This is a genomic window from Alterluteimonas muca, assembly GCF_021191595.1.
In the GTDB taxonomy this organism is placed as follows: Bacteria; Pseudomonadota; Gammaproteobacteria; order Xanthomonadales; family Xanthomonadaceae; genus Luteimonas; species Luteimonas muca.
Genome location: NZ_JAIWPS010000001.1, coordinates 330823 through 352443, shown reverse-complemented (window position 1 = coordinate 352443; position 21621 = coordinate 330823). Strand labels below are relative to the sequence as shown.

Here is a 21621-nt window from a genome sequence, read left to right as displayed (position 1 = left end):
CGGTACGTTGCACGATGACCGTCGCCGCGGCGCCGTGCACGCGGTTCATGGCCGCGCCTGCACGGCGTGGCAGCGACCCGGGCGGTGCAGTCCTGGCGGCCGATCCCCGCAGGATTTTCAGCGGCAGCCGTCGCCTTGCACGCGCAGCTGCGCGGCGTACATCGCAGGGTCGCGGGCGCGGCCGGCTTCGGCATCCGCGCGGGCCTCGTCGAGATAGATGCGCGCGCGCCCCTGGGCATCGAGTTCGAGGGTATCGGTGCCCGGCTTGCGCCAGATCCGCGCCACCGCCACCAGGCCCTCGCAGGCGGCGCTGGGGATGCGGACCTCGTCGTGGTACAGCCAGCCCTGCGCGGCATCGGGTTCGACCTCGTCGGCGTTGACCAGCCGCGCGCGTGGCTGGCATTGCGGCGCGGTCTGCTTGACCGAGAAGCGGTAAGGCGGTTGCGCCTGGCCGGTGAACACGCCTTCGATGCGGGCGCAGGCTTCCGGGATCGTGCGTACGGTATGCGCCGCGCCATCGGCCTGCGGCGTCGCCGGCTCGCGGGAGATCTCCGGGGCCTGTTGCGCGGCGGCGGCAGGCACCGCCAGCAGCAGGGCAAGCGAGAGGCAGGTGGTGGGGGACATGGTGCGGCTCGCAGGGGGCGGTGGCACAGGCTGTCACGGTGGCGCTGAATCGTGCTTCCACGTGGCAGGCGCGACGGCGCGCACACCGCCCCATGCCGCTGTGCCATAGTCGGGCGGCATCACCGCTGTGCGAGGGGATCTGTCCTCATCATCTGTGCGGGCAGTCCCAGGCATTCCACTCTGGGAGGGGTTACATGCTCGAGCAACACGGTTTGTGGATGGCGCTGGCCTGCGCCGTCATCGCGATTCTCTACGGGATCGTTTCCGCTGCCTGGATCAACCGGCAGCCGGCCGGCAACCAACGGATGCAGGAGATCGCCGGCGCGATCCAGGAAGGCGCGCGCGCCTACCTCAACCGCCAGTACCTGACGATCTCCGTTGCCGGCGTGGTGCTGTTCGTGCTCGTCGGCATCTTCCTGGGCTGGGCCACCGGCGTCGGCTTCCTGCTCGGTGCGGTGCTGTCGGGGGCGGCCGGCTATATCGGCATGAACGTCTCGGTGCGCGCCAACGTGCGCACCGCGGAGGCCGCGCGGCGTGGCATCGGCCCGGCCATGGATGTCGCGTTCCGCGGTGGTGCCATCACCGGCATGCTGGTGGTGGGCCTGGGCCTGCTGGGCGTGGCCGGCTACTGGTGGCTGCTGCCGCGTTTCGGCATCGGCGGCGAGGCCGCGCTGCACGCGCTGGTGGGGCTGGCGTTCGGCAGCTCGCTGATCTCGATCTTCGCGCGGCTGGGTGGCGGCATCTTCACCAAGGGCGCCGACGTCGGCGCCGACCTCGTCGGCAAGGTGGAAGCCGGCATCCCCGAGGACGACCCGCGCAACCCGGCGGTGATCGCCGACAACGTCGGTGACAATGTCGGCGACTGCGCAGGCATGGCCGCGGACCTGTTCGAGACCTACGCCGTCACCGTGATCGCGACGATGCTGCTGGGCTACCTGATGGCCGATACCGTCGGCGCCAATGGCGTGCTGTATCCGCTGGTGCTGGGAGGGGCCTCGATCCTGGCATCGATCGTCGGCACGTTCTTCGTCAAGGTGAAGCCCGGCGGCTCGATCATGGGCGCGCTGTACAAGGGCGTGGTCGTCTCCGGCGTGATCGCGGCCGTGCTGTTCTGGCCGATCACCACCGAGCTGATGGCCGACAACAGCCACGGCGCGGACAACCTGTACTGGTGCGCGCTGGTGGGCCTGGTGCTGACCGGCGTGATCGTCTGGATCACCGAGTACTACACCGGCACCCAGTACAGGCCGGTGCAGCACATCGCCCAGGCCTCGACCACCGGGCACGGCACCAACATCATTGCGGGCCTCGGCATCTCGATGAAGTCGACCGCGTGGCCGGTGATCGCGGTGTGCCTCGCGATCTGGGTGTGCTTCGCGCTGTCCGGCCTTTACGGCATCGCGATCGCGGCCACCGCAATGCTGTCGATGGCGGGCATGATCGTCGCGCTCGACGCCTACGGCCCGATCACCGACAACGCCGGCGGCATTGCCGAGATGGCGGAGCTGCCGCCGGAAGTGCGCGAAGTCACCGATCCGCTGGACGCCGTCGGCAACACCACCAAGGCGGTGACCAAGGGCTATGCGATCGGATCGGCGGCACTGGCCGCGCTGGTGCTGTTTGCCGATTACACCCACAACCTGCAGGCCAACAACCCGGGCACGACGTTCGCCTTCGACCTGTCCGACCACTACGTGATCATCGGCCTCCTGATCGGGGGCCTGATCCCGTACCTGTTCGGCGCGATGGCGATGGAGGCGGTCGGACGCGCCGCCGGCAGCGTGGTGGAGGAAGTGCGCCGGCAGTTCCGCGAGATCCCGGGGATCATGCAGGGCACCGCGAAGCCCGACTACTCGCGCGCGGTCGACATGCTGACGAAGTCCGCGATCAAGGAGATGATCCTGCCGTCGCTGCTGCCGGTGGCGGTGCCGATCGTGGTCGGCCTGCTGCTGGGGCCGCGGGCGCTGGGCGGCCTGCTGATCGGCACCATCGTCACCGGGCTGTTCGTGGCGATCTCGATGACCACAGGTGGCGGCGCCTGGGACAACGCCAAGAAATACATCGAGGACGGCCACTTCGGCGGCAAGGGCTCGGAAGCCCACAAGGCAGCGGTGACCGGCGACACCGTGGGTGACCCCTACAAGGACACCGCGGGGCCGGCGATCAATCCGCTGATCAAGATCATCAACATCGTGGCGCTGCTGATGGTCCCGCTTCTATAGAACCGAAACCGAAAGCCCCGGCGTCGAACCGCCACGACACCGCCCGGTGAAGCATCTCCCGTCCGGCACCAACGCCCCTCTCCCGCTTGCGGGAGAGGGGTTGGGGTGAGGGGAAGCGCGAAACCCCCTCATCCGCCCCTGCGGGGCACCTTCTCCCCCGCGCGCGGGGGAAGAGTCAGGCCGCGGCGCCTCTACACCGCATATCCGATGCAACCGGGCGCATGCGCGGCATTGGCCCGGGGCACGCGTTGCGAGGGTCCATCCCACGCTGCAGATCAACCCCTCGCCTTCAACGCTCGAACGCGCCTGCCGCCACGTCGTACCACGGCGTGCACAGCTGCTGCTGACGGTCGACCACGTCGAAGCTGGCGCGCCAGACGCTGACGCCGGCGGAATCCTCCGGCATATCGAACAGGTCCGCGTCGAACGGCGCCACGCCCAGGCACCAGCGCACGCGACGCGGTTCCGCGTCGGTCGGTGGCGCATAGGCGAACTCGCCTTCCAGGCTGGCGCCGGGGTCGATGCGCGCGGCCATCGGGCTGGGCGGCGACGTCGGCGCCGGATCGGGAAGCGGCAATGCGATATGGCGCAGGGTCACCTCGCCCGGGCGCTCCTCGACAAAGGTGGGTTCGCCGACCGCGCCGGACGGCTGCCGACCGGTGAGGACCGCGTGCCGGTGGCCGCGGTCGAACACCGCCACCGCCTGCGCGCCGGCGTTCTCGACGCGGTACCGCACGCGCACGGTGCCGCTGCGCGGCTCGTATGCGAAGCCGGCAGCGAGGCGTACGGGGCCGTCGGCCACGGGGGCCAGCTGGATGGAGTCGGACATGGATGCGGTTCCGGTGGGCGGGACGACGGGCGCCTGTGCGCAGGCCGCGAGCGGCAACGCGGCGAGGATGGCGGTCGCGAAGACGGTACGCGCGGAGCGCGGTGATGTGTTCATGCAGGGCAGCCTAAAGGACGACAGGCGGCCCGCCAATGCGGGCCGCCTGCAGCTCCGGTCATGGAGCGGGACGTGCTGGCGGCTGCACTTACAGCCGGTAGCTCGGACGATCCGGCATGCCCAGCTCGCGGCGCAGGCCGTTCTCGGTCAGGTGGATCGGGTTGTGGGTGGTGGGTGGGGTGCTCGGATCGCCATCGAAGTCGAAGGCGGGAGCAGAAGTCTCCAGTCCCACGGCCTGGCGTTCGGCATTGCGGATGCCGCGATCAGGGCCGGAGCCGGTGTAGCTGCCCGGCTGGAAGGTGCCGTTGACGCCGTTATAGGCGTGCGACATCTCGTGATAGAGCACCACGGTGGGGGCCGGGAAGGCATCCATGTGGAACGACGGGTTGTAGCCGATGGTCACGTCACCGCCCACGCCGGCACGGCCGTTGACGATCTCGGCACCACCACGGCCAAAGGTCTGGGCATAGCCGTTCTGTTCGTTGGCCAGCTCCTGGATGGTCACGCGGTTGCCCTTGTTCTCGACGGCGGCATCAAGCTCGGAGAGCATCTGGGTCCCGGCGGCGGAGCTGCGCAGGAAATCCAGCTCGGATTCCACACGCTGGCGGAACTGCTCGGAGCCCGTGACCGCGATGGTCTGCCCGGCGCCGGTGTCGATCTCGACGTTGACCACGGTCGGCCGGGCGCCGGTGGCGGCGTTCACCAGGTCGCCGACCTCGGTGTAGACGAGGTCGTTGGCACCGGCACCGTTGATGGTGTCGTTGCCGAGGCCTGCATAGGCCGAGCTGCGCCCCGCTGCATCGACATGGATGACGTCGTCGCCACGGCCACCGGAGAGGATGTTCTGGCCGGCGCCGCCGAAGATCTCGTCATTGCCGAGGCCGCCTTCGATGAAGTTGAAGCCGCTGCCTGCGCGGATCACGTCGTTGCCGGCACCACCGAAGATGATGTTGTCGCCATCGCCGCCGACGAGGGTGTCGTCGCCGTTGCCGCCATCGATGTCGTTGCGGCCACCGATGGTCTCGATGGTGTCGTTGCCGTCGCCGCCGAAGATGCGGTCGTCGCCCATGCCGGTGCGGATGACGTCGTCGCCGGCGCCGGCATCGATCACCAGGTTCACGGTGACATTGGGCGAGGCGGTGATCGTGTCGTTGCCGCCACCGGTGCGCAGGGTCAGCTCCTGGCGCTCGGTCAGGCGGACGGCATAGGACTCGCCATTGACCTCGACGTCGAGGGTGCCGTCGTCGCGCTGGCTGATACGCACGTCGTCGTCGCCCTCGCCCGTGCTCGTGGTGAACACCACCTGGTCACTGGTGATGCCGTAGTCGGCGACGGTCTGCTCGCGGGTGACGGTGGCCTGCTCGCCCACGTGCAATTCGGAATTGGTGATGCGCTTGCCATCCGGGGTCTGCAGGCCGGGCAGGCTGCTGCCACGGTCGTTGCCCTGGATCGGGATCGCGGTGTCGGCGACGTTGACCGCGCGGTCGGCCACCTGGGCCGGCGCGTCCGTCGAGCGCAGCGGTGCATCGTTGAAACGGTTCTGGGTGGCGTCCTGCGCCTGTTGTCCGTCCCAGTACCCCTGCGTCGGCTGGAGGGCTGCAGGGCTGGCGGCGTCGAGGTGGGTCATGTCGGAATCCGTTGCGTCTGGGGGCGTGGGGCATATGGATACGCCCCAGTACGGGACCGGCCAAGCTGGGGCCTACCCCAAGGTGGGGTCGACCCGAGGCTCTGCTGCGACGCAACAGCCGGCGGCGTAGAATGCGCGGTTTCCCCTACCCGACGTGGCGCGCGCCACGTCCGCCTTCGGAGTCGATACATGGGACTGCAGCGCGTCACCACCGGCAACAACCCGCCGCACGAGATCAACGTCATCATCGAAATCCCCAAGGATGCGGAGCCGGTGAAGTACGAGGTGGACAAGGCCAGTGGCGCGATCTTCGTCGACCGCGTGCTGTCCACGCCGATGCGCTACCCGTGCAACTACGGTTACGTGCCCCACACCATGTGCGGCGATGGCGACCCGGCCGACGTGCTGGTGATCCTGCCGCTGCCGCTGGTGCCCGGCTCGGTGATCCGCTGCCGCCCGGTCGGCGTGCTGAAGATGTCCGACGAGGCCGGCAACGACGAGAAGATCCTCGCGGTGCCGGTGGAGAAGGTGTTCGCCGGCTATGCCCACGTCGATGACCTCGACAAGGTGTCGGCGCACTGGCTGGAGCGCATCGGCCACTTCTTCGAGCACTACAAGGATCTCGAGAAGGGCAAGTGGGTCAAGGTCGACGGCTGGGGCGATGCCGCCGAGGCGAAGAAGATCCTCGAGGACGCCATCAGCGCCTGTGCCAACGAGCAGGCCTGACCATTCCGGCGGCACCGTCACAGTTTGACTTGTGGCACGGGTCGCCAGCGCCGTCGCGTTGTTAACATCCTTCGCACACGCGGGCCCGTCGGGTCCGCGCCGTTGCCAGGGGGAGTTCCGAAGTTGCGCATCCTGTTCGTGGGCGGCGAAGACAGCCTGCCGCCCGATCTGATCGATCTCGTCGGCGGCATGGATGAAAGCTGGGACGTGCAGTGCGTCGGCGACGGCGCCACTGCCACTTCGCTTGCCGCCGACCTGCCACAGGACATCGTGGTGGTCGCCCCGGTGCTTCCCGACATGCCCGCGGCAACGCTCCTCGGGCAGATCCGCACCCTGCGCCCGGAAACCTCGCGCATCGCCCTGGTCGGCGACCGCGAGCCACCGCCCGCGCGTGTGCTGTCGCTTGCCCACCGCTTCCTGCCGCTGCCGCTGGGCGAGGAACTGCTGCTGGAAGCGATCGGCAGCCTCGAGGAACTGCGCGACCTGCTGGGCGACCCGCGGTTGCGCGAACACATCGGCCGCATCGACCAGCTGCCCTCCCCGCCGCACACCTATCTGGCGCTGATGCACGCGCTCGAGGCCGACGACGAGACCAGCGCGACCGAGATCGCACGGCTGATCTCCGGCGACCCGGCAATCGCGGCCAAGGTGCTTCAGCTGTGCAACTCGGCGTATTTCTCCGCGGGACGCAGCATCACCGACCTGCGCATGGCCGTGACCCGGCTCGGCATCGGCACCCTGCGCAACCTGGTGCTGGCCAGCGAAGTGTTCGGGCAGAGCGCGCAGACCGGCGTCGACCGGCACGCGCTGCAGCAGCGTGCGCTGCTGGCCTCGCAGCTCGCTCGGCGGCTGCTGCCGGAATCGAGTGCGGAGCTCGGCGCCACCGCGGCGCTGCTGGCCGACATCGGCCTGCTGCTGCCGGGTGTCCATGACGCGCGCAACGCCGCTGCGGGCGAACACGATGGCGCCGGCGAGGGCGACGTGCTCGACCATGCCGAAGCAGGGGCATACCTGCTGGGCCTGTGGGGCCTGCCGATGCCGATCATCGAGGCGGTGGCCTTCCAGCGCGCGCCAGCGCGTGCCGGCACGCGCAGCTTCTGGGTGACCGGTGCCGTGCACGTGGCCACCTCGCTGGTGGCACGCGTCGGCGTCGACGAGGATTACCTGCGCCGCACCGGCGTGCTGGATCGCCTCGATGGCTGGCGCACCCAGGCGGATCGGCTGATGGGCGTCACGCCGCAGCCTGCGTAGCGGTACCCCCCGCGGCCCCCGCCGCGTACACGCCTCCACGACCGGATCAGCAACCGGCGGTCCGCCGCGGGGGCACCGCGCTGTGCGGCTGCCTGCGGCCGTGCCGGTCTGGATTGCGAGCAGCTGGTGTTCAGCGCGTCGGCGTGGCTGCTGCTGATCGGCATTGATCGCGCCGCTGCGGCGCGGCGCATCCGGCGCCGGGTTGCACAAGCACACCGTCGCTCACGGGCGCCAGCGAAGTTCGCCATTGCAGTCAGCGATGGCTGCGCACTGCCGCGTACCGCATCCCGCATGGCGGCTGACCTGCACCGATCCAAAGAAAAAGGGCGGGCCTCGCGGCCCGCCCTCCTTCAGCACGTTTCCGATCCGTGGATCAGAAGCGCTGCACGTAACGCATGTAGGTGAAGCGGCCGATGTCGAACTCGGGGTAGTACGGGAACGCGGTGCTCACGTTGCCGCCCGAGTACATGATCTGCGCCTCACGCTCGAACACGTTGTCCACGCCGACCGAGATGGTCGCATTCCACGGTGCGGTGTAGGCCACCTGGAAGTCGTGGAAGGTGTTCGAACCGAGCTGGTTACGCGGGGCCGTCTCGCCATAGGCGTAACGATCCGGATCCGAGCACGGACGGTTCGCGACGCAACCGTCGTTGATGCCGGAATAGTAGCGGGTGGTCCAGCCGACGTTCCACTCGTCGTTGATCGCCCAGTTGACGTTGAGGTTGGACTTCACGCGGAAGATGCCGGGGTCGCCGACATAACCGATCATGATGTCTTCGCCATCCGCGTTCTGGCCGGCCTGGTCGTACTTGCTGGTGTAGGTGGTCTGCCAGTTGAAGTGGAAGCCGCCGAACGCGGTGTCCAGCATCCGGTACTTCACGCCGAAGTCCCAGCCCTCGGTTTCCATGCTGCCGAGGTTGGTCAGGCCGTAGAACATCGCACTGATATGGCCCTGGCCCGAACGGGTGATACCGCCACAACGGCTGGAATCGCCGATCACGTAGCAATCGCGAAGAATGCGATTGACGCTGTCGGAGATGATCATGTTCTCCAGCTCGTAACGGTACCAGTCGAGGCTCAGATCCAGGCCGTCAACGAACTCCGGGCTGTACACGATGCCCGCGGTGACGCTCTCCGAGGTCTCCGGCCCGAGGTTCGGGTTGGAACCCGAGATGAACTGGTCCGGGGTCTGGCACGGCCACGAGGTGCAGGGCTGGTAACCCTGGCCCAGCTGCACGTAGCCCACCGGCACGCCGGCGGCATTACAGGCGGCATTGCCGTTGACGCTGCCCGGCACGCCGACCGAGCACGGATCGGTGTACGACTCGAAGCTCGCGCCGGTACCGCCGTACAGGTTGTCGATGCTCGGGGCACGGAAGCCCTCCGCCCAGGTACCACGCACCGCGACCGCGTCGGTCGGACGCCACAGCACGCTGAACTTGCTGTTGATGGTGTCGCCGAAGTTGCTGTAGTCGGAGTAGCGCGTGGCCACGTTGACGGTCAGCTCGCGGGCAAACGCCATGTCGGCGAGGATCGGCACGTTGAACTCGAGGTAGGCCTCGTCGACCTCGTACTCGCCCAGCGTGGTGCTGGCGGCAAGACCGGTGTACTGGCCGCTCTGCGCGAACGCGTCGGGAACGAAACGACCTTCTTCCTTGCGGGTCTCGATGCCCACCGCCATCGACAGGTCGCCTGCCGGCAGCTCGAACAGCGAACCGCTCAGGTTGGCGGACAGGATCTTGGTCTTGGTCTCGCCGGTGTCGGTGTAGTACGGGAACAGGAAGTCCTGCACTTCGGAATTGCCGAGCGAACCCTGGCCGGCAACGCCGTACGGCAGCAGCGGGTTCCACGGACGGCACGCATCCAGACCGGCATTGGTCGCACCAGCCACGCCGCAGCGCGCGACACCGTTGGCATCGATGAAAGACGGACCCAGCGCCTGGCGCGCGGCGATCAGGCTGGCATCGCCATGACCGGTCTTGGTCACTTCATTGCGGTTGTAGGCGTAGTTGACGTCCCAGTCCCATGGCTTGTCGGCGATGTCGAAGTAACCGCTGACGCCACCGGAGAAGCGGGTGGTCTTGAGCTGGCTGGTCGTGGTGCGCGGCACTTCCCACAGGCGACGGCGGAACTGGATCTGCTCGCCAGTCGGGTTGAACGCACTGTCGGCCGACAGAGGCGTATTGATCGCCGCCGATGCCGACTGGTACGGGTAACCCGCGATCATCTGGTCGGTGGTGCGCTTGTTGAACAGCAGGTCCGCATTGAGCGTGATGCGGTCGGTCAGGTCGTAGTTGATGTTGGAGAACACCGACTCGCGCTTCATGCCGGTCGAGACCAGCATCTGCTCGTTGGAGTTGGCGTACTCCGCAGGCGTGATGGCGACGTAGTCCGCGGCGTTGGCCGGGTTGCCACCCGGACGCAGCGTGCGCCAGGTCTCGGTACCCTCGTCGAACCACGAACCGTACTGGCTCACCGGGCTCCAGCCCGAACCCGGGTAGTCCGGGCCGGCATTGCCGTAGCGGCTGAAGAAGCGGTCGCCACCGTAGACCGGGTCGGCTTCCATCACTTCGGCGCTGACGGTGATGCCGCTGCGGTCGTTGGCGACGCCAACGGTTGCCGAATAGGTGGTCTCGGCACCGTCGCCCTGGCCGTACTGGCCGTACTGGACAGACGCTTCCGCGCCCTCGAAACGCTTGCGGGTGATCACGTTGACCACGGCCGCGATCGCGTCGGAACCGTAGATCGACGAGGCGCCGTCCTTGAGGACGTCGATGCGCTCGATCGCCGACATCGGGATCTGGCTCAGGTCCTGGTAGCCGCCGGTGGTGGCGCCCAGGCGCACGCCGTTGAGCAGCACCAGGGTGCGGTTGGCACCGAGGTTGCGGATGTCGATGTAGTAGCCACCGACGTTCTCGCCCGAGGCCAGCGCGTCAGCGCGCGAGATGGCCGGCGAACCCGCCGACGGGATGTTCTGCAGCAGGTCGGCGACCGAGGTATGGCCGCTGCGCTCGATGTCCTGGCGGCTGACCGTAAGGATCGGCTGCTGGTTCTCGATCTCGACGCCACGGATGCGCGAGCCCGTCACCGAGATGCGGTCGAGCGTGGTCGCCCCACCGGCGGCGTCCTGCGCTTGCGCGGAGGCGGCGACCGGGAGCAGCGCCGTCAGGATGGCAGCAGGCAGCAGGCCCGGCCGCATCGCTGGAATGCGAGCTTTCATTGATTCTCTCTCCAGAATTGCATTAGTGATGCGTTAAGACGCATCCGAACGTTACGGCGCCGTGTGCGCGCATGCTTTGCAGCGCGGGCCCTATGACTTTGCGCAATCTGTCCGGAGTGGTTTCTGTCACCCATCGGACACGCAGGTAGGCCATACATGTCGGCTGCCCGGCGGCTGCCGACACATCGCTCAGGCTGCGACCTGCCCGCGGTCCGCGCCGCCATGACGGGCGCGGTAACCGGTGGCGGTGGTGCCATGCCGGGCACGGAAGGCACGGGCGAAACTGCAGCAGTTGTCGAACCCGCACGATGCCGCGACTTCCCCCACCGTCATCGACGTGGTGGTCAACAGTTCGGCCGCACGCTCGAGACGCAGTCGCGCCGACAGTGCCTGCGGGCTTTCCTCGTACAGGCTCTGGAACGCCTTGGAGAAGTACCAGCTGGAGAAGTTGGTGAGGTCGGCAAGTTCGCCGATCCGGACCACGCGGTCGTTGTGCCCTTCCAGGTAGAGGCGCGCGCGCTGCATGCGGCCGAACACCTGGCGCTTGCGGCTGCGCGAGCGTCCCGGGCACAGCTGCACCCGCGTGGCAAGGTCGCGCTGCGAGCGCGCGATGTGCAGCAGCACCGGCCGCAGCGCGCCCGCGCTGCCATCGGCACGCGCCGCGCGCCACAGTTGCAGGGCCACCCGCAGCTGGCGCGCCGGGAGGGCGCCACGGCCGGGATACAGCACGGTGTCGGCCGCCTGCTCCAGCAGCTTGAGATCGGCACCGCGCAACACCACGCCGATGACCAGGCTGCTGTCGTCGGTATGCAGCACCGGTACCGATTCGCGCTCGAACACCATCCACTCGCCGCGGGGCAGGCGGAAACGGCCTTCCTTGCATTCCACCGAGGCGCTGCCGCGCAGCACCACCCAGGCCGAGCAGGCCGCGGCGGCCACGCGTGCCCCACCCATCCGCGACAGGCCCACGCAGTGCGGGCGCGGAACGGTGGCATCGTCGAGATCGATCTGAAGCATGCGGCCGCGATCGGCCCAGTCATTGCTCGTGGTCATGGAGGCATCCAGCGTGGGGAGCCTCTGTTTTGCCGGTAATGCGCGCGGACTACCGGAAATCCCACCGAATCCTGTGCGAAATCTGGCGGAAACTCTTCCGAAACCGTTACGAAACCGGTTTTCCCCGGAATTTCAGCAGGTTGACGATGCCCAGTGTCGACACCGAACGACGCTTCGGGAGGTGGGTGAAGCCGATTTCCATGCCATCGTCGATCACCATCGACAGGTACAGCGTGCCGTCGCGGGTGCTGCTGCTGAACCCGCTGGTGGCGGCGCGTCGCTCCGCACTCAGGCACAGCTGGCGGGAGCCCTCCGATCCGCCGAAGCGGTTGAGCTGGGTGCGACAGCCCGGTGCCGAGACCACGTAGTCGACCGCGCCATCGACTGACGGCGACCACCCGCGGTAATGGACACGTCGCGGATGATGCGGATCCACCTGGTGCACGCTGTCCGGGCGCAGGTCGATCGACGCTTCCCACAGCCCATCACCGGACAGCCGCGTGAACAGGATGCGGCCGGCCACCGGGTCGTGGAGGAAATGCGAGACATCGTCCAACGCACGCAGCTGCCGCCAGCCGCGCTCGTCGGCCACCAGCAGTGCAAGCTGCAACGGGCCGTCGCGGGCCTGCGCCGCCACCACCAGCTGGCGCGGATCCAGCCGCAGGGCCTGCACCGGGTTGCGTACCGGCACCTCAAGCCGGCGGACATCGCCGCTGGCGGCTTCCACCTCGTAGAGCACGGTCGGCGCGCCGGGGTCGGTGGAATCGCTGACGCCTGCCACCAGCAGATGCCGGCCGTCGATCGACCAGGTGGGCGCATGGCTGCCCACCGGCGTGATTCCGGGCACCGGCACCGGCTGGCTGGACTGGCCCTGCAGGTCTGCCAGCCAGAGTTCATACGGTCCGGCGCGATCGGATGCGAATGCCAGCCGGTCGCCATCGGGGGATAAGGCCGGGGTGTTGTCGCGGCCGTTGGAAGCGAACAGGCGCTGCTTGTCGATGCCACCCGACGCATCCACCGCGACGCGGAACAGGCCGAAATGCAGGTTCCTGCGCACGAATGCGAGCGCGCCGCTGGCAGGAACCATCGACGGCGCCTGGGCATCGTCGAAGCCCAGGTCCGAGATCGCGCCGCTGCGAGGATCGAGCCCGTACAGGCGCACCTCGGAGTCGACGCGCCGGCCGAACACCACCTGGCCACCATCTGCCCAGGCCCAGCCGCGCAGTTCGGTGTTGAGGTGAGTCAACTGCTCCGCACGTCCGCCGCCTACGGGCACGCGCCAGAGGTCGCCAAGCTGCGGGTTGCGCGCGAACAGGATCCAGGCACCGTCCGGTGACACCCGCGGCGCATGGTCGATGGCCCCCGGCGCATGGTCGTAGGCGAGCGGCTGCCAGGCCCCGGTCGCCAGGTCGAGCACGCGCAGGCCGGGCGCGGCGAACCTGCCATCCATCGTGCCGAACAGCAGGCCGGCCCCATCGGCGGTCCAGTCGAAACTGACCGTCTGCGCCCCATCGCAACGCGCCACTTCGCGCGCGTCGTTGCCGCGCACATCGGCCACCATGACCGCGCAGCCCGTATCGCCTGAGCGGCGCAGGAAGGCGATGTCACGACCGTCGGGCGACCAGCGCGGCACCGAGTCGGTCGCATCCGTGCCCGCGGGCGCAGGCGCCAGCACGCGGGCCGGCGCGTTATGCGTCGGCTGCACGAGGATCACGCTGCCGGCGGGGCCGGCCGCGCCATCGGCAGCAGTCGCGGCATAGGCGACCTGGCGGCCATCGGGAGACAGCGACGGCGAACCCTTGAAGCCCATGCTGGAGGTGATCAGGCGGGTGGCCCGCGGCCCGGTGGACGCATCGTCCTGACCATGACCGCGCACGCCGGACCAGAGCACCACGCCCACGGCGGCAAGCAGCAGACAACCGGCGACCGCCACGGCGATCCACCACCGTCGCGTGGGGGCGGACCGCGGCCCATGCACCTGCAATGCACGCGGCACCGGTGCGTCAGGCAACGCCGCCTGCGCCGCGCCCTGCAGCTGCGTTGGCGGGGACGACGCCACCACTGCCGCGCGATCCGCATCCTGCCCTGGCACGGTCACGTCGCACAGCAACCGGTAGCCACTCTTGGCGATCGTCTCGATATAGGCGCGGCCCTCGTCGGGACCGCCGGCGCCGCTTCCGAACGCCTTGCGAAGCTGGGTGATGGCCTGGGTCAGGACATCATCGGTCGGCATGGTTTCCGACCAGACCTCGTCCAGCAGGGCCTGCCGCGTCACCACCTGCCCGGGCTGCGCCGCCAGCACGCGCAATACAGCCAGTGCCTTCGGGGTGATACGCACCGGGCGGCGCGCACCGGGCATCGTGACCTCGCGCGTGAGCGCGTCTACCGAAGCATCGCCCACACGCCAACGATCCAGATCGACAGGGCGCACTACGTCCAACTGCTTTCAATCGTGTACCAAGGGAACGCGATGATCACGCCCGGCGACTGAACAGCGACAAGGCAACGGACCGATCCGGCACATCCAACACTTGCGTTCGACAAACACCTGTGTTCCCGCACGCGGCAGTGGACGACCACAGCGCGTGCGTGAATACGGGGGCCGGTGCCTACATGGCGGAGGAGGTGCCGCCCACGCGGTGCGGGTAACGCGCGAAGATCTCCGCGATCGTCGCGTTGACCCGGGCATCGCGCTCGGCGGGGCTGTTCCGGCCCACCCGGCCAACCGCGATTCCCTCCCACACCAGCCGGTTCTGCCGGCGATCGACGATGTCCACGTTCATCGTGCCCTCGGTATAGCGGTGCACGTGGGTACGCTCGTTCCAGTACGGCACCGCGACGTAGCCGCGGCCGCGATAGCTGTAGTAGTAGGCGTAGTCCACGGTGGGCGTGGTCGAGACGTCGGTGCGACGCTGCAGGTAGGCGTTCACGTTGACCCAGATGTCCGGGTCCTGCGGCTGGTACCGGTAGCCGCGGCTTTCCATCTGCGCCCGGATCGCCGCCTTCGCGACTTCGCTGGTCGCGGTTTCATAGCCATGGCTTTCCAGCGCGAGCGGCGTGTAGAAGGCCCACGTCCGGTACCGCGAGAAGTCGGCGCGCGGATCGGCTTCGGTGCTGACGCGTGGGCCGGTCGCGCAACCGGCGAGCAGCGCGAGCGCGCACAGGCCGAAGAGCCAGGCGGCGAGACGACGGGAGGTACGCATGGCAGGTTCTCCTCGGTGACTGGCAGGGCGGCCACGCCGCTCCGTGGCATGACCGTACCGGTGCCGCCGTCGACTGCATGCGACGGCGGCATGCGACGTTCAGCGCCGGTTTGCCGTCAGCCCGGCTGGTACACCTCGCCGCCGGCGGCCCGGAACTCGTCGGCCTTCGCCTGCATGCCGGCGGTGAGCGCAGCCTGCGCATCGACCCCCTGCGCAGCCGCATAGTCGCGCACGTCCTGGGTGATCTTCATCGAGCAGAACTGCGGGCCACACATCGAGCAGAAGTGCGCTGCCTTGTGCGCGTCCTTCGGCAGCGTGGCGTCGTGGTACTCGCGGGCGCGCTCCGGGTCCAGACCGAGGTTGAACTGGTCCTGCCAGCGGAACTCGAAGCGTGCCTTCGACAGCGCGTTGTCGCGCGCCTGCGCGCCCGGGTGGCCCTTGGCGAGATCGGCGGCATGCGCGGCGATGCGGTAGGCCATCAGGCCTGCGCGCACGTCCTCGCGGTCGGGCAGGCCGAGATGCTCCTTCGGCGTCACGTAGCAGAGCATCGCGGTGCCGTACCAGCCGATCAGCGCCGCACCGATCGCGCTGGTGATGTGGTCGTAACCGGGGGCGATGTCGGTGGTCAGCGGGCCCAGGGTGTAGAACGGCGCTTCGCCGCAGGTGGCGAGCTGGCGCTCCATGTTCTCGCGGATCAGGTGCATCGGCACGTGGCCGGGACCTTCGATCATGGTCTGCACGTCGTGCTTCCAGGCGATGCGGGTGAGCTCGCCAAGGGTGTCGAGTTCGGCGAACTGGGCGGCATCGTTGGCATCAGCGATCGAGCCCGGGCGCAGGCCGTCGCCAAGCGAGAAGGCCACGTCGTAGGCCTTCATGATCTCGCAGATCTCCTCGAAGCGTTCGTAGAGGAAGCTCTCGCGATGGTGCGCCAGGCACCACTTGGCCATGATCGAGCCGCCGCGGCTGACGATGCCGGTCACCCGCTTCGCGGTCAGCGGCACGTGCGCCAGGCGCACGCCGGCGTGGATGGTGAAGTAGTCCACGCCCTGCTCGGCCTGTTCGATGAGGGTGTCGCGGAAGATCTCCCAGGTCAGCTCCTCGGCGCGGCCGTCCACCTTCTCCAGCGCCTGGTAGATCGGCACCGTGCCGATCGGCACCGGCGAGTTGCGGATGATCCACTCGCGCGTCTCGTGGATGTGCTTGCCGGTGGACAGGTCCATCACGTTGTCGGCACCCCAGCGGATCGCCCACACCAGCTTCTCCACTTCCTCGGCGATGCCCGACGACACCGCCGAGTTGCCGATGTTGGCGTTGACCTTGGTGAGGAAGTTGCGGCCGATGATCATCGGCTCGCTTTCGGGGTGGTTGATGTTGCACGGAATGATCGCGCGGCCGCGTGCGACCTCGTCGCGGACGAACTCCGGCGTGACCCGCGCCGGGATCGACGCCCCGAATGACTGCCCCGGATGCTGCGCGGCCAGGCGGGGATCGCCCAGCGCATCCAGGCGCTGGTTCTCGCGGATGGCGATGTACTCCATCTCCGGGGTGATGATCCCGCGCCGGGCGTAGTGCATCTGGGTGACATTGGCGCCCGGCAGCGCACGGCGCGGCCGCGGGCGGTTGCCGAAGCGGATCGCGTCGAGCTTCGGGTCCGCCTCGCGCCGGCGGCCGAAGTCGGAGCTCGGCCCGGGCAGTTCGACGGTGTCGCTCCGTGCGGCGATCCAGCCTTCGCGCAGCCGCGGCAGCCCGCGAGTGAGGTCGATCGATGCTTCGGGATCGGTGTACGGGCCGGAGGTGTCGTACACGGCAAGCGGCGGGTTGTCCTCGCCGCCGAACAGCGTCGGCGTGCGCTCGAGGACGATCTCGCGCATCGCCACGCGCACGTCGGCACGCGCGCCGGTGACGTGGATCCTGCGCGAACCCGGGATGGGGCGTACGACGTCGGCGGACAGCTGTTCGGCCTGGCGGGCCAGATCGGAAGACACGGCATTCATGGCGGGGTCCTGCTTCGAAGGGATGGCCGCGATCGCGGACGCACGAAGCAGGAGCACACGGACCCCCGGCACGGAGGTCGCGCGAAGCTTCCCTACGGCGGTATCAACCGCATCAGGTTCGAAGGGTCTGTCTCAACCGGCGCCATGGCGCCGGTGCCCCCGCTTCGGCGGCGATTGGAGCATGGCGACCGCGCAAAGGCCAGCACGCAGGACGGATGCGAGGGCGCTCCTTCCGCAACGCGGTGTGCAACCGGGACGCCGAACGGATCACACCACGACGGCCGTCGCGCTGGCGCCGGCGGTCCTGCGGATTGCGCAGTGGTATCACGCGCCGAGCCGGTCCTGCTGCGGACCCGCCCCGTGACCTTCAGAATGTGCGCATGACATCCAGCGCATCCCATGCACCCACGCACGCCGAAGCCTTTTCGCCTGGTGGCGTCGGCAATATCGGCGTCGGCTTCGACCTGCTCGGCCACACCGTCCACGGCCCCGGCGACCGCGCCATCGTGCGGCGCGTGCCCGCCGTGGGCGTTCGCATCACCGGGGTCCATGGCGATGCCCATGGCGCGTCCGCGCTGCCGCTGGACGCCACACGCAATACCGCGGGCCGCGCGCTGCTGTCGTTGCTGGAGGCGACCGGCGCCGCGCATGGTTTCGAACTGGAGCTGCACAAGGGGATCGCGCTCGGTTCCGGGCTGGGTGGTTCCGCCGCCTCCGCGGTTGCCGCCGTGGTTGCCGGCAACGCGCTGCTGCAGGCACCGCTGCCGCGCATGGCGCTGTACCCGCATGCGCTCGCCGGCGAGGCGGTCGCCACCGACAGCGTGCAGGGCGACAACGTCGGCCCGATGCTCACCGGCGGCATCGCGCTGGCGACGCCAGACCTGCTGTTGCCGTTGGACGCGCCCGAGCTCTGGTGCGCGGTGGTGCATCCGCATTTCGTGCTGGAGACGCGCCACGCGCGCGCGGTGCTCGCCCAGCCCTACCCGCTTGCCCAGGTGGTCCGGCATGGCACACACCTGGCGCTGTTCCTGACCGGACTGGCACGGGGCGACCATGAGCTGATCGCCGCCGGCCTGCAGGACATCCTGGTCGAGCCGCGACGTGCGCCGCTGGTACCCGGTTTCGCCGCGGTCAAGGCCGCGGCGATGGATCACGGCGCGCTGGGCGCCAGCCTGTCCGGTGCCGGCCCGAGCGTGTTCGGCTGGTTCGCGACCCGCGACCACGCGGCACGCGCGCTGCAGGCGATGCGAGGCGCGTTCGCCGACGCCGGCCTCGACAGCCAAGGCTGGGTCGGGCCGGTCAACGGGCCACGCGCGGAACTGGTCCGCAGCTGGACCGGGGGTTAGCAGGCAGCACGTGCGTGTGCGGGAGCCGTGGCCGGCGCCATATCCGGCGGCTCCGGATGACGGTCCAGGCCTCGTGCGGGCGACGCGACCATCGTGTCGCCGGTATCAAAGCCGCTCCGGCACCGGCACCCGGAACCACGCGGCGTACAGCGCCGGCAGGAAGATCAGTGTCAGCACCGTGGCCACGGTGAGGCCGCCCATGATCGCCACCGCCATCGGCCCGAAGAACACGCTGCGCGACAGCGGGATCATTGCAAGGATCGCGGCCGCCGCGGTCAGCACGATCGGGCGGAAGCGGCGCACCGTCGCATCGATGATCGCGTCCCAGCGCTCGTGGCCGGCGGCGATGTCCTGCTCGATCTGGTCCACCAGGATGATCGAATTGCGCATGATCATGCCGGCCAGCGCGATCGTGCCGAGCATCGCCACGAAGCCGAACGGCACCCGGAACAGCAGCAGGAACAGGGTGACGCCGATGAGGCCCAGCGGTGCGGTCAGCAGCACCAGCAGGCTGCGCGACAGGCTGCGCAGCTGGATCATCAGCAACGTGACCACGACGAACAGGAACAGCGGAAGGCCGGCCTTGATCGATTCCTGCCCGCGCTCGGAATCCTCCAGTGTGCCGCCGGTCTCGAGCAGGTAGCCCTGCGGCAGCTCCGCGCGGATGTCGTCGAGGGTCGGCAGGATCTGCGCGACCACCGTCGGTGGCGTGGTCGCATCGCGGATGTCGGCACGCACGGTGACCGTGGGCAGGCGATCGCGATGCCAGATGATGCCGTCCTCGAACCCGTATTCGAGCGTGGCGATCTGCGACACCGGCACCGGCTGTCCTGACGGTGTCGGCACCGCCAGGCTGCCCAGCATGTCGAGGTCGGCGCGTTCGTCGCCGCTGCCGCGCATCAGCATCTCGACCAGTTCGTTGCCTTCGCGATACACGCTCACCCGCAGGCCCGACAGCGAACCGGAAAGGAAGTGCGCGACCTGCTGCGAGCTCACGCCCAGCGCACGGGCGCGGTCCTGGTCGATCACCAGCCGCACCACCTTGCTGGGCTCGTCCCAGTCGAGGTTGACGTTGGTGGTGTGCGGATTGGCACGCACGCGTTCGGCCACCTCGCGCGCGATCCCACGCACGCGTTCGATGTGTTCGCCGGATACGCGCAGCTGCACCGGATAGCCCACCGGCGGGCCGGTTTCCAGCCGGGTGACGCGCAGCTGCAGTTCCGGGAAGCGCGGTGCGATGTCATCGATCAGCCAGTCGCGCACCTGCTCGCGTGCTTCGGGGTCGGTGGTCATCACCACGAACTGGGCGAAGTTGGCCTGCGGCAGCTGCTGGTCGAGCGGCAGGTAGAAACGCGGTGAACCGGTGCCGACATAGGCCACGTAGTTGGCGATGCCGGGTCGGCCTTCCAGCATCGCTTCCAGCCGCTCGGCCTGGGCCCGGGTGGCACGCAGCGAACTGCCCTCGGCGAGTTCCAGGTCCACCATCAGCTCCAGGCGGGTGGAATCCGGGAAGAACTGCTGCGGCACGAAGCGGAACAGCAGGATGGATGCGACCAGCATGCCCGCGGTCGCGCCGATCACCAGCCAGCGGTGGCTGAGCGACCACTCCAGCCAGCGCCGGAAGCGGCGGTAGAACGGGCGCTGGTAGGGGTCATGGTCGTGCGCGCCAACCGGCTTCGGCGCCAGCATGTCCGCGAACGCCGGATGGCGGTCCGCCGCGCGCTCGCGCCAGGCGCGCACGCGCGCGGCCAGCGAGCCCGGCTTCGGCGGCTGCGGATTGGCGAGGTCGGGCAGCATCTTCTCGCCGAGATACGGGATGAACAGCACGGCCGCGATCCACGACACCACCAGCGCGATGGTCACCACCTGGAACAGCGACCGGGTGTATTCGCCCGTACTCGATGCAGCCGTGGCGATCGGCAGGAAGCCTGCAGCGGTGACCAGGGTGCCGGTGAGCATCGGGAACGCGGTGCTCGTCCACGCGAACGCGGCGGCCTTCAACCGGCTGTAGCCCTGTTCCATCCTGATGGCCATCATCTCCACCGCGATGATCGCGTCGTCCACCATCAGCCCCAGCGCCAGCACCAGCGCGCCCAGCGAGATCTTGTGCAGGCCGATCCCGAAGTAGTGCATCACCGCGAAGGTCATCGCCAGCACCAGCGGGATCGAGACCGCGACCACCAGCCCGGTGCGGAACCCGAGCGACACGAAGCTCACCAGCAGCACGATGACCACCGCCTCGGCGAGCACCTTGACGAACTCGCCGACCGAATCGCGTACCGCCTGTGGCTGGTCGGCCACGCGCCGGAGCTGCATGCCGGCCGGCAGTGTCTGCTCCAGGCGTGCGAATTCCGTTTCCAGCGTGCGCCCGAGGCGCAGGATGTCGCCACCGTCGTGCATCGACACCGCGATGCCGATCGCGTCCTCGCCCATGAAGCGCATCCGCGGCGCCGCCGGATCGGCAAAGCCGCGGCGCACCGTGGCCACGTCGTCGAGGCGGATGGTGCGGTCGCCGGCGCGGATCGGGAATGCGCGGATCGCGTCCACCGAATCGAAGGCGCCATCCACGCGCAGCTGCACGCGTTCGCTGCCGGTCTCGTAGAAGCCGGCGGGCGCCACCGCGTTCTGCTGCGCCAGTGCGTCCTGCACCGCGGCCAGCGGAATGCCCAGCGTCGCCAGCCGGGTATTGCTGATCTCGATCCAGATCTTCTCGTCCTGGAGGCCGATGAGTTCGACCTTGCCGACGTCGGGCACGCGCTGCAGTTGCAGCTGCAGCCGGTCGGCATAGTCCTTGAGCACCGCGTAGTCGAAGCCGGCACCGGTCAGCGCATAGATGTTGCCGAAGGTGTCGCCGAACTCGTCGTTGAAGAACGGGCCGATGACATCGGCCGGTAGCGTCGCGCGGATGTCGCCGACCTTCTTGCGCACCTGGTACCAGAGCGCGGGAATCTCCTGCGAACGCATCGAGTCGCGCGCCATGAACACGATCTGCGATTCGCCCGGCCGCGAGTACGAGCGGATGAACTCGTAGTCGCCGGTCTCCATCAGCTTCTTCTCGATGCGCTCGGTGACCTGCCGCGCGACCTCCTCCGCGGTCGCGCCCGGCCACGCCGTGCGGATCACCATCGCCTTGAAGGTGAACGGCGGATCCTCGGACTGGCCCAGGCGCATGTACGACCACGCGCCGACGATAGCCACGACCAGCATCGCGTAGAGCACCAGCCCGCGGTTGGCCAGCGCCCATTCGGAGAGGTTGAAGCGGCTCATCGGGATGCCCGGCCCGTCACTGGCAGGTGTGAGAAGGAGTCATTGCGTCCACCACCCCATCAATGCGTGGCAACGGGAGACAGCGGAGTGCGCGCCATCGCGGACGGAGCCACGGTGCCCCCACCCCATGCCCTCCCCCGCGGGC

At 68.8% G+C, this 21621-nt stretch carries 13 protein-coding genes and 1 riboswitch; of the genes, 4 read left to right on the top strand and 9 right to left on the bottom strand.

What is annotated here, in order from left to right; translation table 11 throughout:
- Positions 1-117: 117 nt before the first annotated feature.
- Positions 118-624 (bottom strand): hypothetical protein, encoded by a 507-nt coding sequence (locus LDO11_RS01565; protein WP_129134973.1) that lies wholly within the window; start codon positions 622-624, stop codon positions 118-120.
- Between the two features lie 194 nt (positions 625-818).
- Here LDO11_RS01565 and LDO11_RS01560 point away from each other — a divergent pair, with 194 nt between their 5' ends.
- A complete protein-coding gene (locus LDO11_RS01560) occupies positions 819-2846 on the top strand; it encodes a sodium-translocating pyrophosphatase (RefSeq protein WP_232139983.1) in 2028 nt (675 codons plus the stop codon).
- Between the two features lie 289 nt (positions 2847-3135).
- Here LDO11_RS01560 and LDO11_RS01555 read toward each other — a convergent pair whose 3' ends face one another.
- Entirely contained in the window at positions 3136-3675 is a 540-nt protein-coding gene (locus tag LDO11_RS01555) for a hypothetical protein (RefSeq protein WP_232139982.1), read from the bottom strand.
- A gap of 202 nt (positions 3676-3877) precedes the next feature.
- Entirely contained in the window at positions 3878-5416 is a 1539-nt protein-coding gene (locus LDO11_RS01550) for a M91 family zinc metallopeptidase (protein WP_232139981.1), read from the bottom strand.
- Positions 5417-5605: 189 nt separating this feature from the next.
- Here LDO11_RS01550 and ppa point away from each other — a divergent pair, with 189 nt between their 5' ends.
- Complete coding sequence (gene ppa, locus LDO11_RS01545) at positions 5606-6142, top strand: inorganic diphosphatase (protein ID WP_129134969.1); 537 nt, start codon at positions 5606-5608, stop codon at positions 6140-6142.
- Positions 6143-6265: 123 nt separating this feature from the next.
- Entirely contained in the window at positions 6266-7393 is a 1128-nt protein-coding gene (locus LDO11_RS01540; protein ID WP_232139980.1) for an HDOD domain-containing protein, read from the top strand.
- Positions 7394-7766: 373 nt separating this feature from the next.
- Here the strand turns inward: LDO11_RS01540 and LDO11_RS01535 are convergent, their stop codons facing one another.
- From LDO11_RS01535 to thiC, 5 genes are all read right to left on the bottom strand, one after another.
- Positions 7767-10613: a TonB-dependent receptor plug domain-containing protein gene (locus tag LDO11_RS01535; protein ID WP_232139978.1), complete on the bottom strand. Its 2847-nt coding sequence runs from the start codon at positions 10611-10613 to the stop codon at positions 7767-7769.
- A 189-nt stretch (positions 10614-10802) separates the two neighbouring features.
- On the bottom strand, positions 10803-11666 hold the full coding sequence (locus tag LDO11_RS01530; protein ID WP_435574575.1) for a helix-turn-helix domain-containing protein: 864 nt from the start codon (positions 11664-11666) through the stop codon (positions 10803-10805).
- Between the two features lie 106 nt (positions 11667-11772).
- Positions 11773-14004 (bottom strand): winged helix-turn-helix domain-containing protein, encoded by a 2232-nt coding sequence (locus LDO11_RS01525; protein WP_232139976.1) that lies wholly within the window; start codon positions 14002-14004, stop codon positions 11773-11775.
- A gap of 271 nt (positions 14005-14275) precedes the next feature.
- Positions 14276-14869 (bottom strand): DUF4136 domain-containing protein, encoded by a 594-nt coding sequence (locus LDO11_RS01520; protein ID WP_232139974.1) that lies wholly within the window; start codon positions 14867-14869, stop codon positions 14276-14278.
- 116 nt (positions 14870-14985) lie between these two features.
- A complete protein-coding gene (thiC, locus tag LDO11_RS01515; protein ID WP_232139973.1) occupies positions 14986-16863 on the bottom strand; it encodes a phosphomethylpyrimidine synthase ThiC in 1878 nt (625 codons plus the stop codon).
- Positions 16864-16934: 71 nt separating this feature from the next.
- Positions 16935-17034: riboswitch (TPP riboswitch) on the bottom strand.
- A 209-nt stretch (positions 17035-17243) separates the two neighbouring features.
- Here thiC and LDO11_RS01510 point away from each other — a divergent pair.
- A complete protein-coding gene (locus tag LDO11_RS01510) occupies positions 17244-18209 on the top strand; it encodes a homoserine kinase (RefSeq protein WP_232139972.1) in 966 nt (321 codons plus the stop codon).
- A 105-nt stretch (positions 18210-18314) separates the two neighbouring features.
- Here LDO11_RS01510 and LDO11_RS01505 read toward each other — a convergent pair whose 3' ends face one another.
- The gene (locus LDO11_RS01505; RefSeq protein WP_232139970.1) at positions 18315-21476 is read right to left on the bottom strand and encodes an efflux RND transporter permease subunit; all 3162 of its coding nucleotides are present in this window, start codon (positions 21474-21476) and stop codon (positions 18315-18317) included.
- Between the last annotated feature and the right edge of the window lie 145 nt (positions 21477-21621).

Coding starts and splice junctions, on each gene's coding strand:
- LDO11_RS01565 (WP_129134973.1), bottom strand. CDS start 624: ATGTCCCCCACCACCTGCCTCTCGCTTGCCCTGCTGCTGGCGGTGCCT.
- LDO11_RS01560 (WP_232139983.1), top strand. CDS start 819: ATGCTCGAGCAACACGGTTTGTGGATGGCGCTGGCCTGCGCCGTCATC.
- LDO11_RS01555 (WP_232139982.1), bottom strand. CDS start 3,675: ATGTCCGACTCCATCCAGCTGGCCCCCGTGGCCGACGGCCCCGTACGC.
- thiC (WP_232139973.1), bottom strand. CDS start 16,863: ATGAATGCCGTGTCTTCCGATCTGGCCCGCCAGGCCGAACAGCTGTCC.
- ppa (WP_129134969.1), top strand. CDS start 5,606: ATGGGACTGCAGCGCGTCACCACCGGCAACAACCCGCCGCACGAGATC.
- LDO11_RS01520 (WP_232139974.1), bottom strand. CDS start 14,869: ATGCGTACCTCCCGTCGTCTCGCCGCCTGGCTCTTCGGCCTGTGCGCG.
- LDO11_RS01505 (WP_232139970.1), bottom strand. CDS start 21,476: ATGAGCCGCTTCAACCTCTCCGAATGGGCGCTGGCCAACCGCGGGCTG.
- LDO11_RS01535 (WP_232139978.1), bottom strand. CDS start 10,613: ATGAAAGCTCGCATTCCAGCGATGCGGCCGGGCCTGCTGCCTGCTGCC.
- LDO11_RS01550 (WP_232139981.1), bottom strand. CDS start 5,416: ATGACCCACCTCGACGCCGCCAGCCCTGCAGCCCTCCAGCCGACGCAG.
- LDO11_RS01510 (WP_232139972.1), top strand. CDS start 17,244: ATGACATCCAGCGCATCCCATGCACCCACGCACGCCGAAGCCTTTTCG.
- LDO11_RS01530 (WP_435574575.1), bottom strand. CDS start 11,666: ATGACCACGAGCAATGACTGGGCCGATCGCGGCCGCATGCTTCAGATC.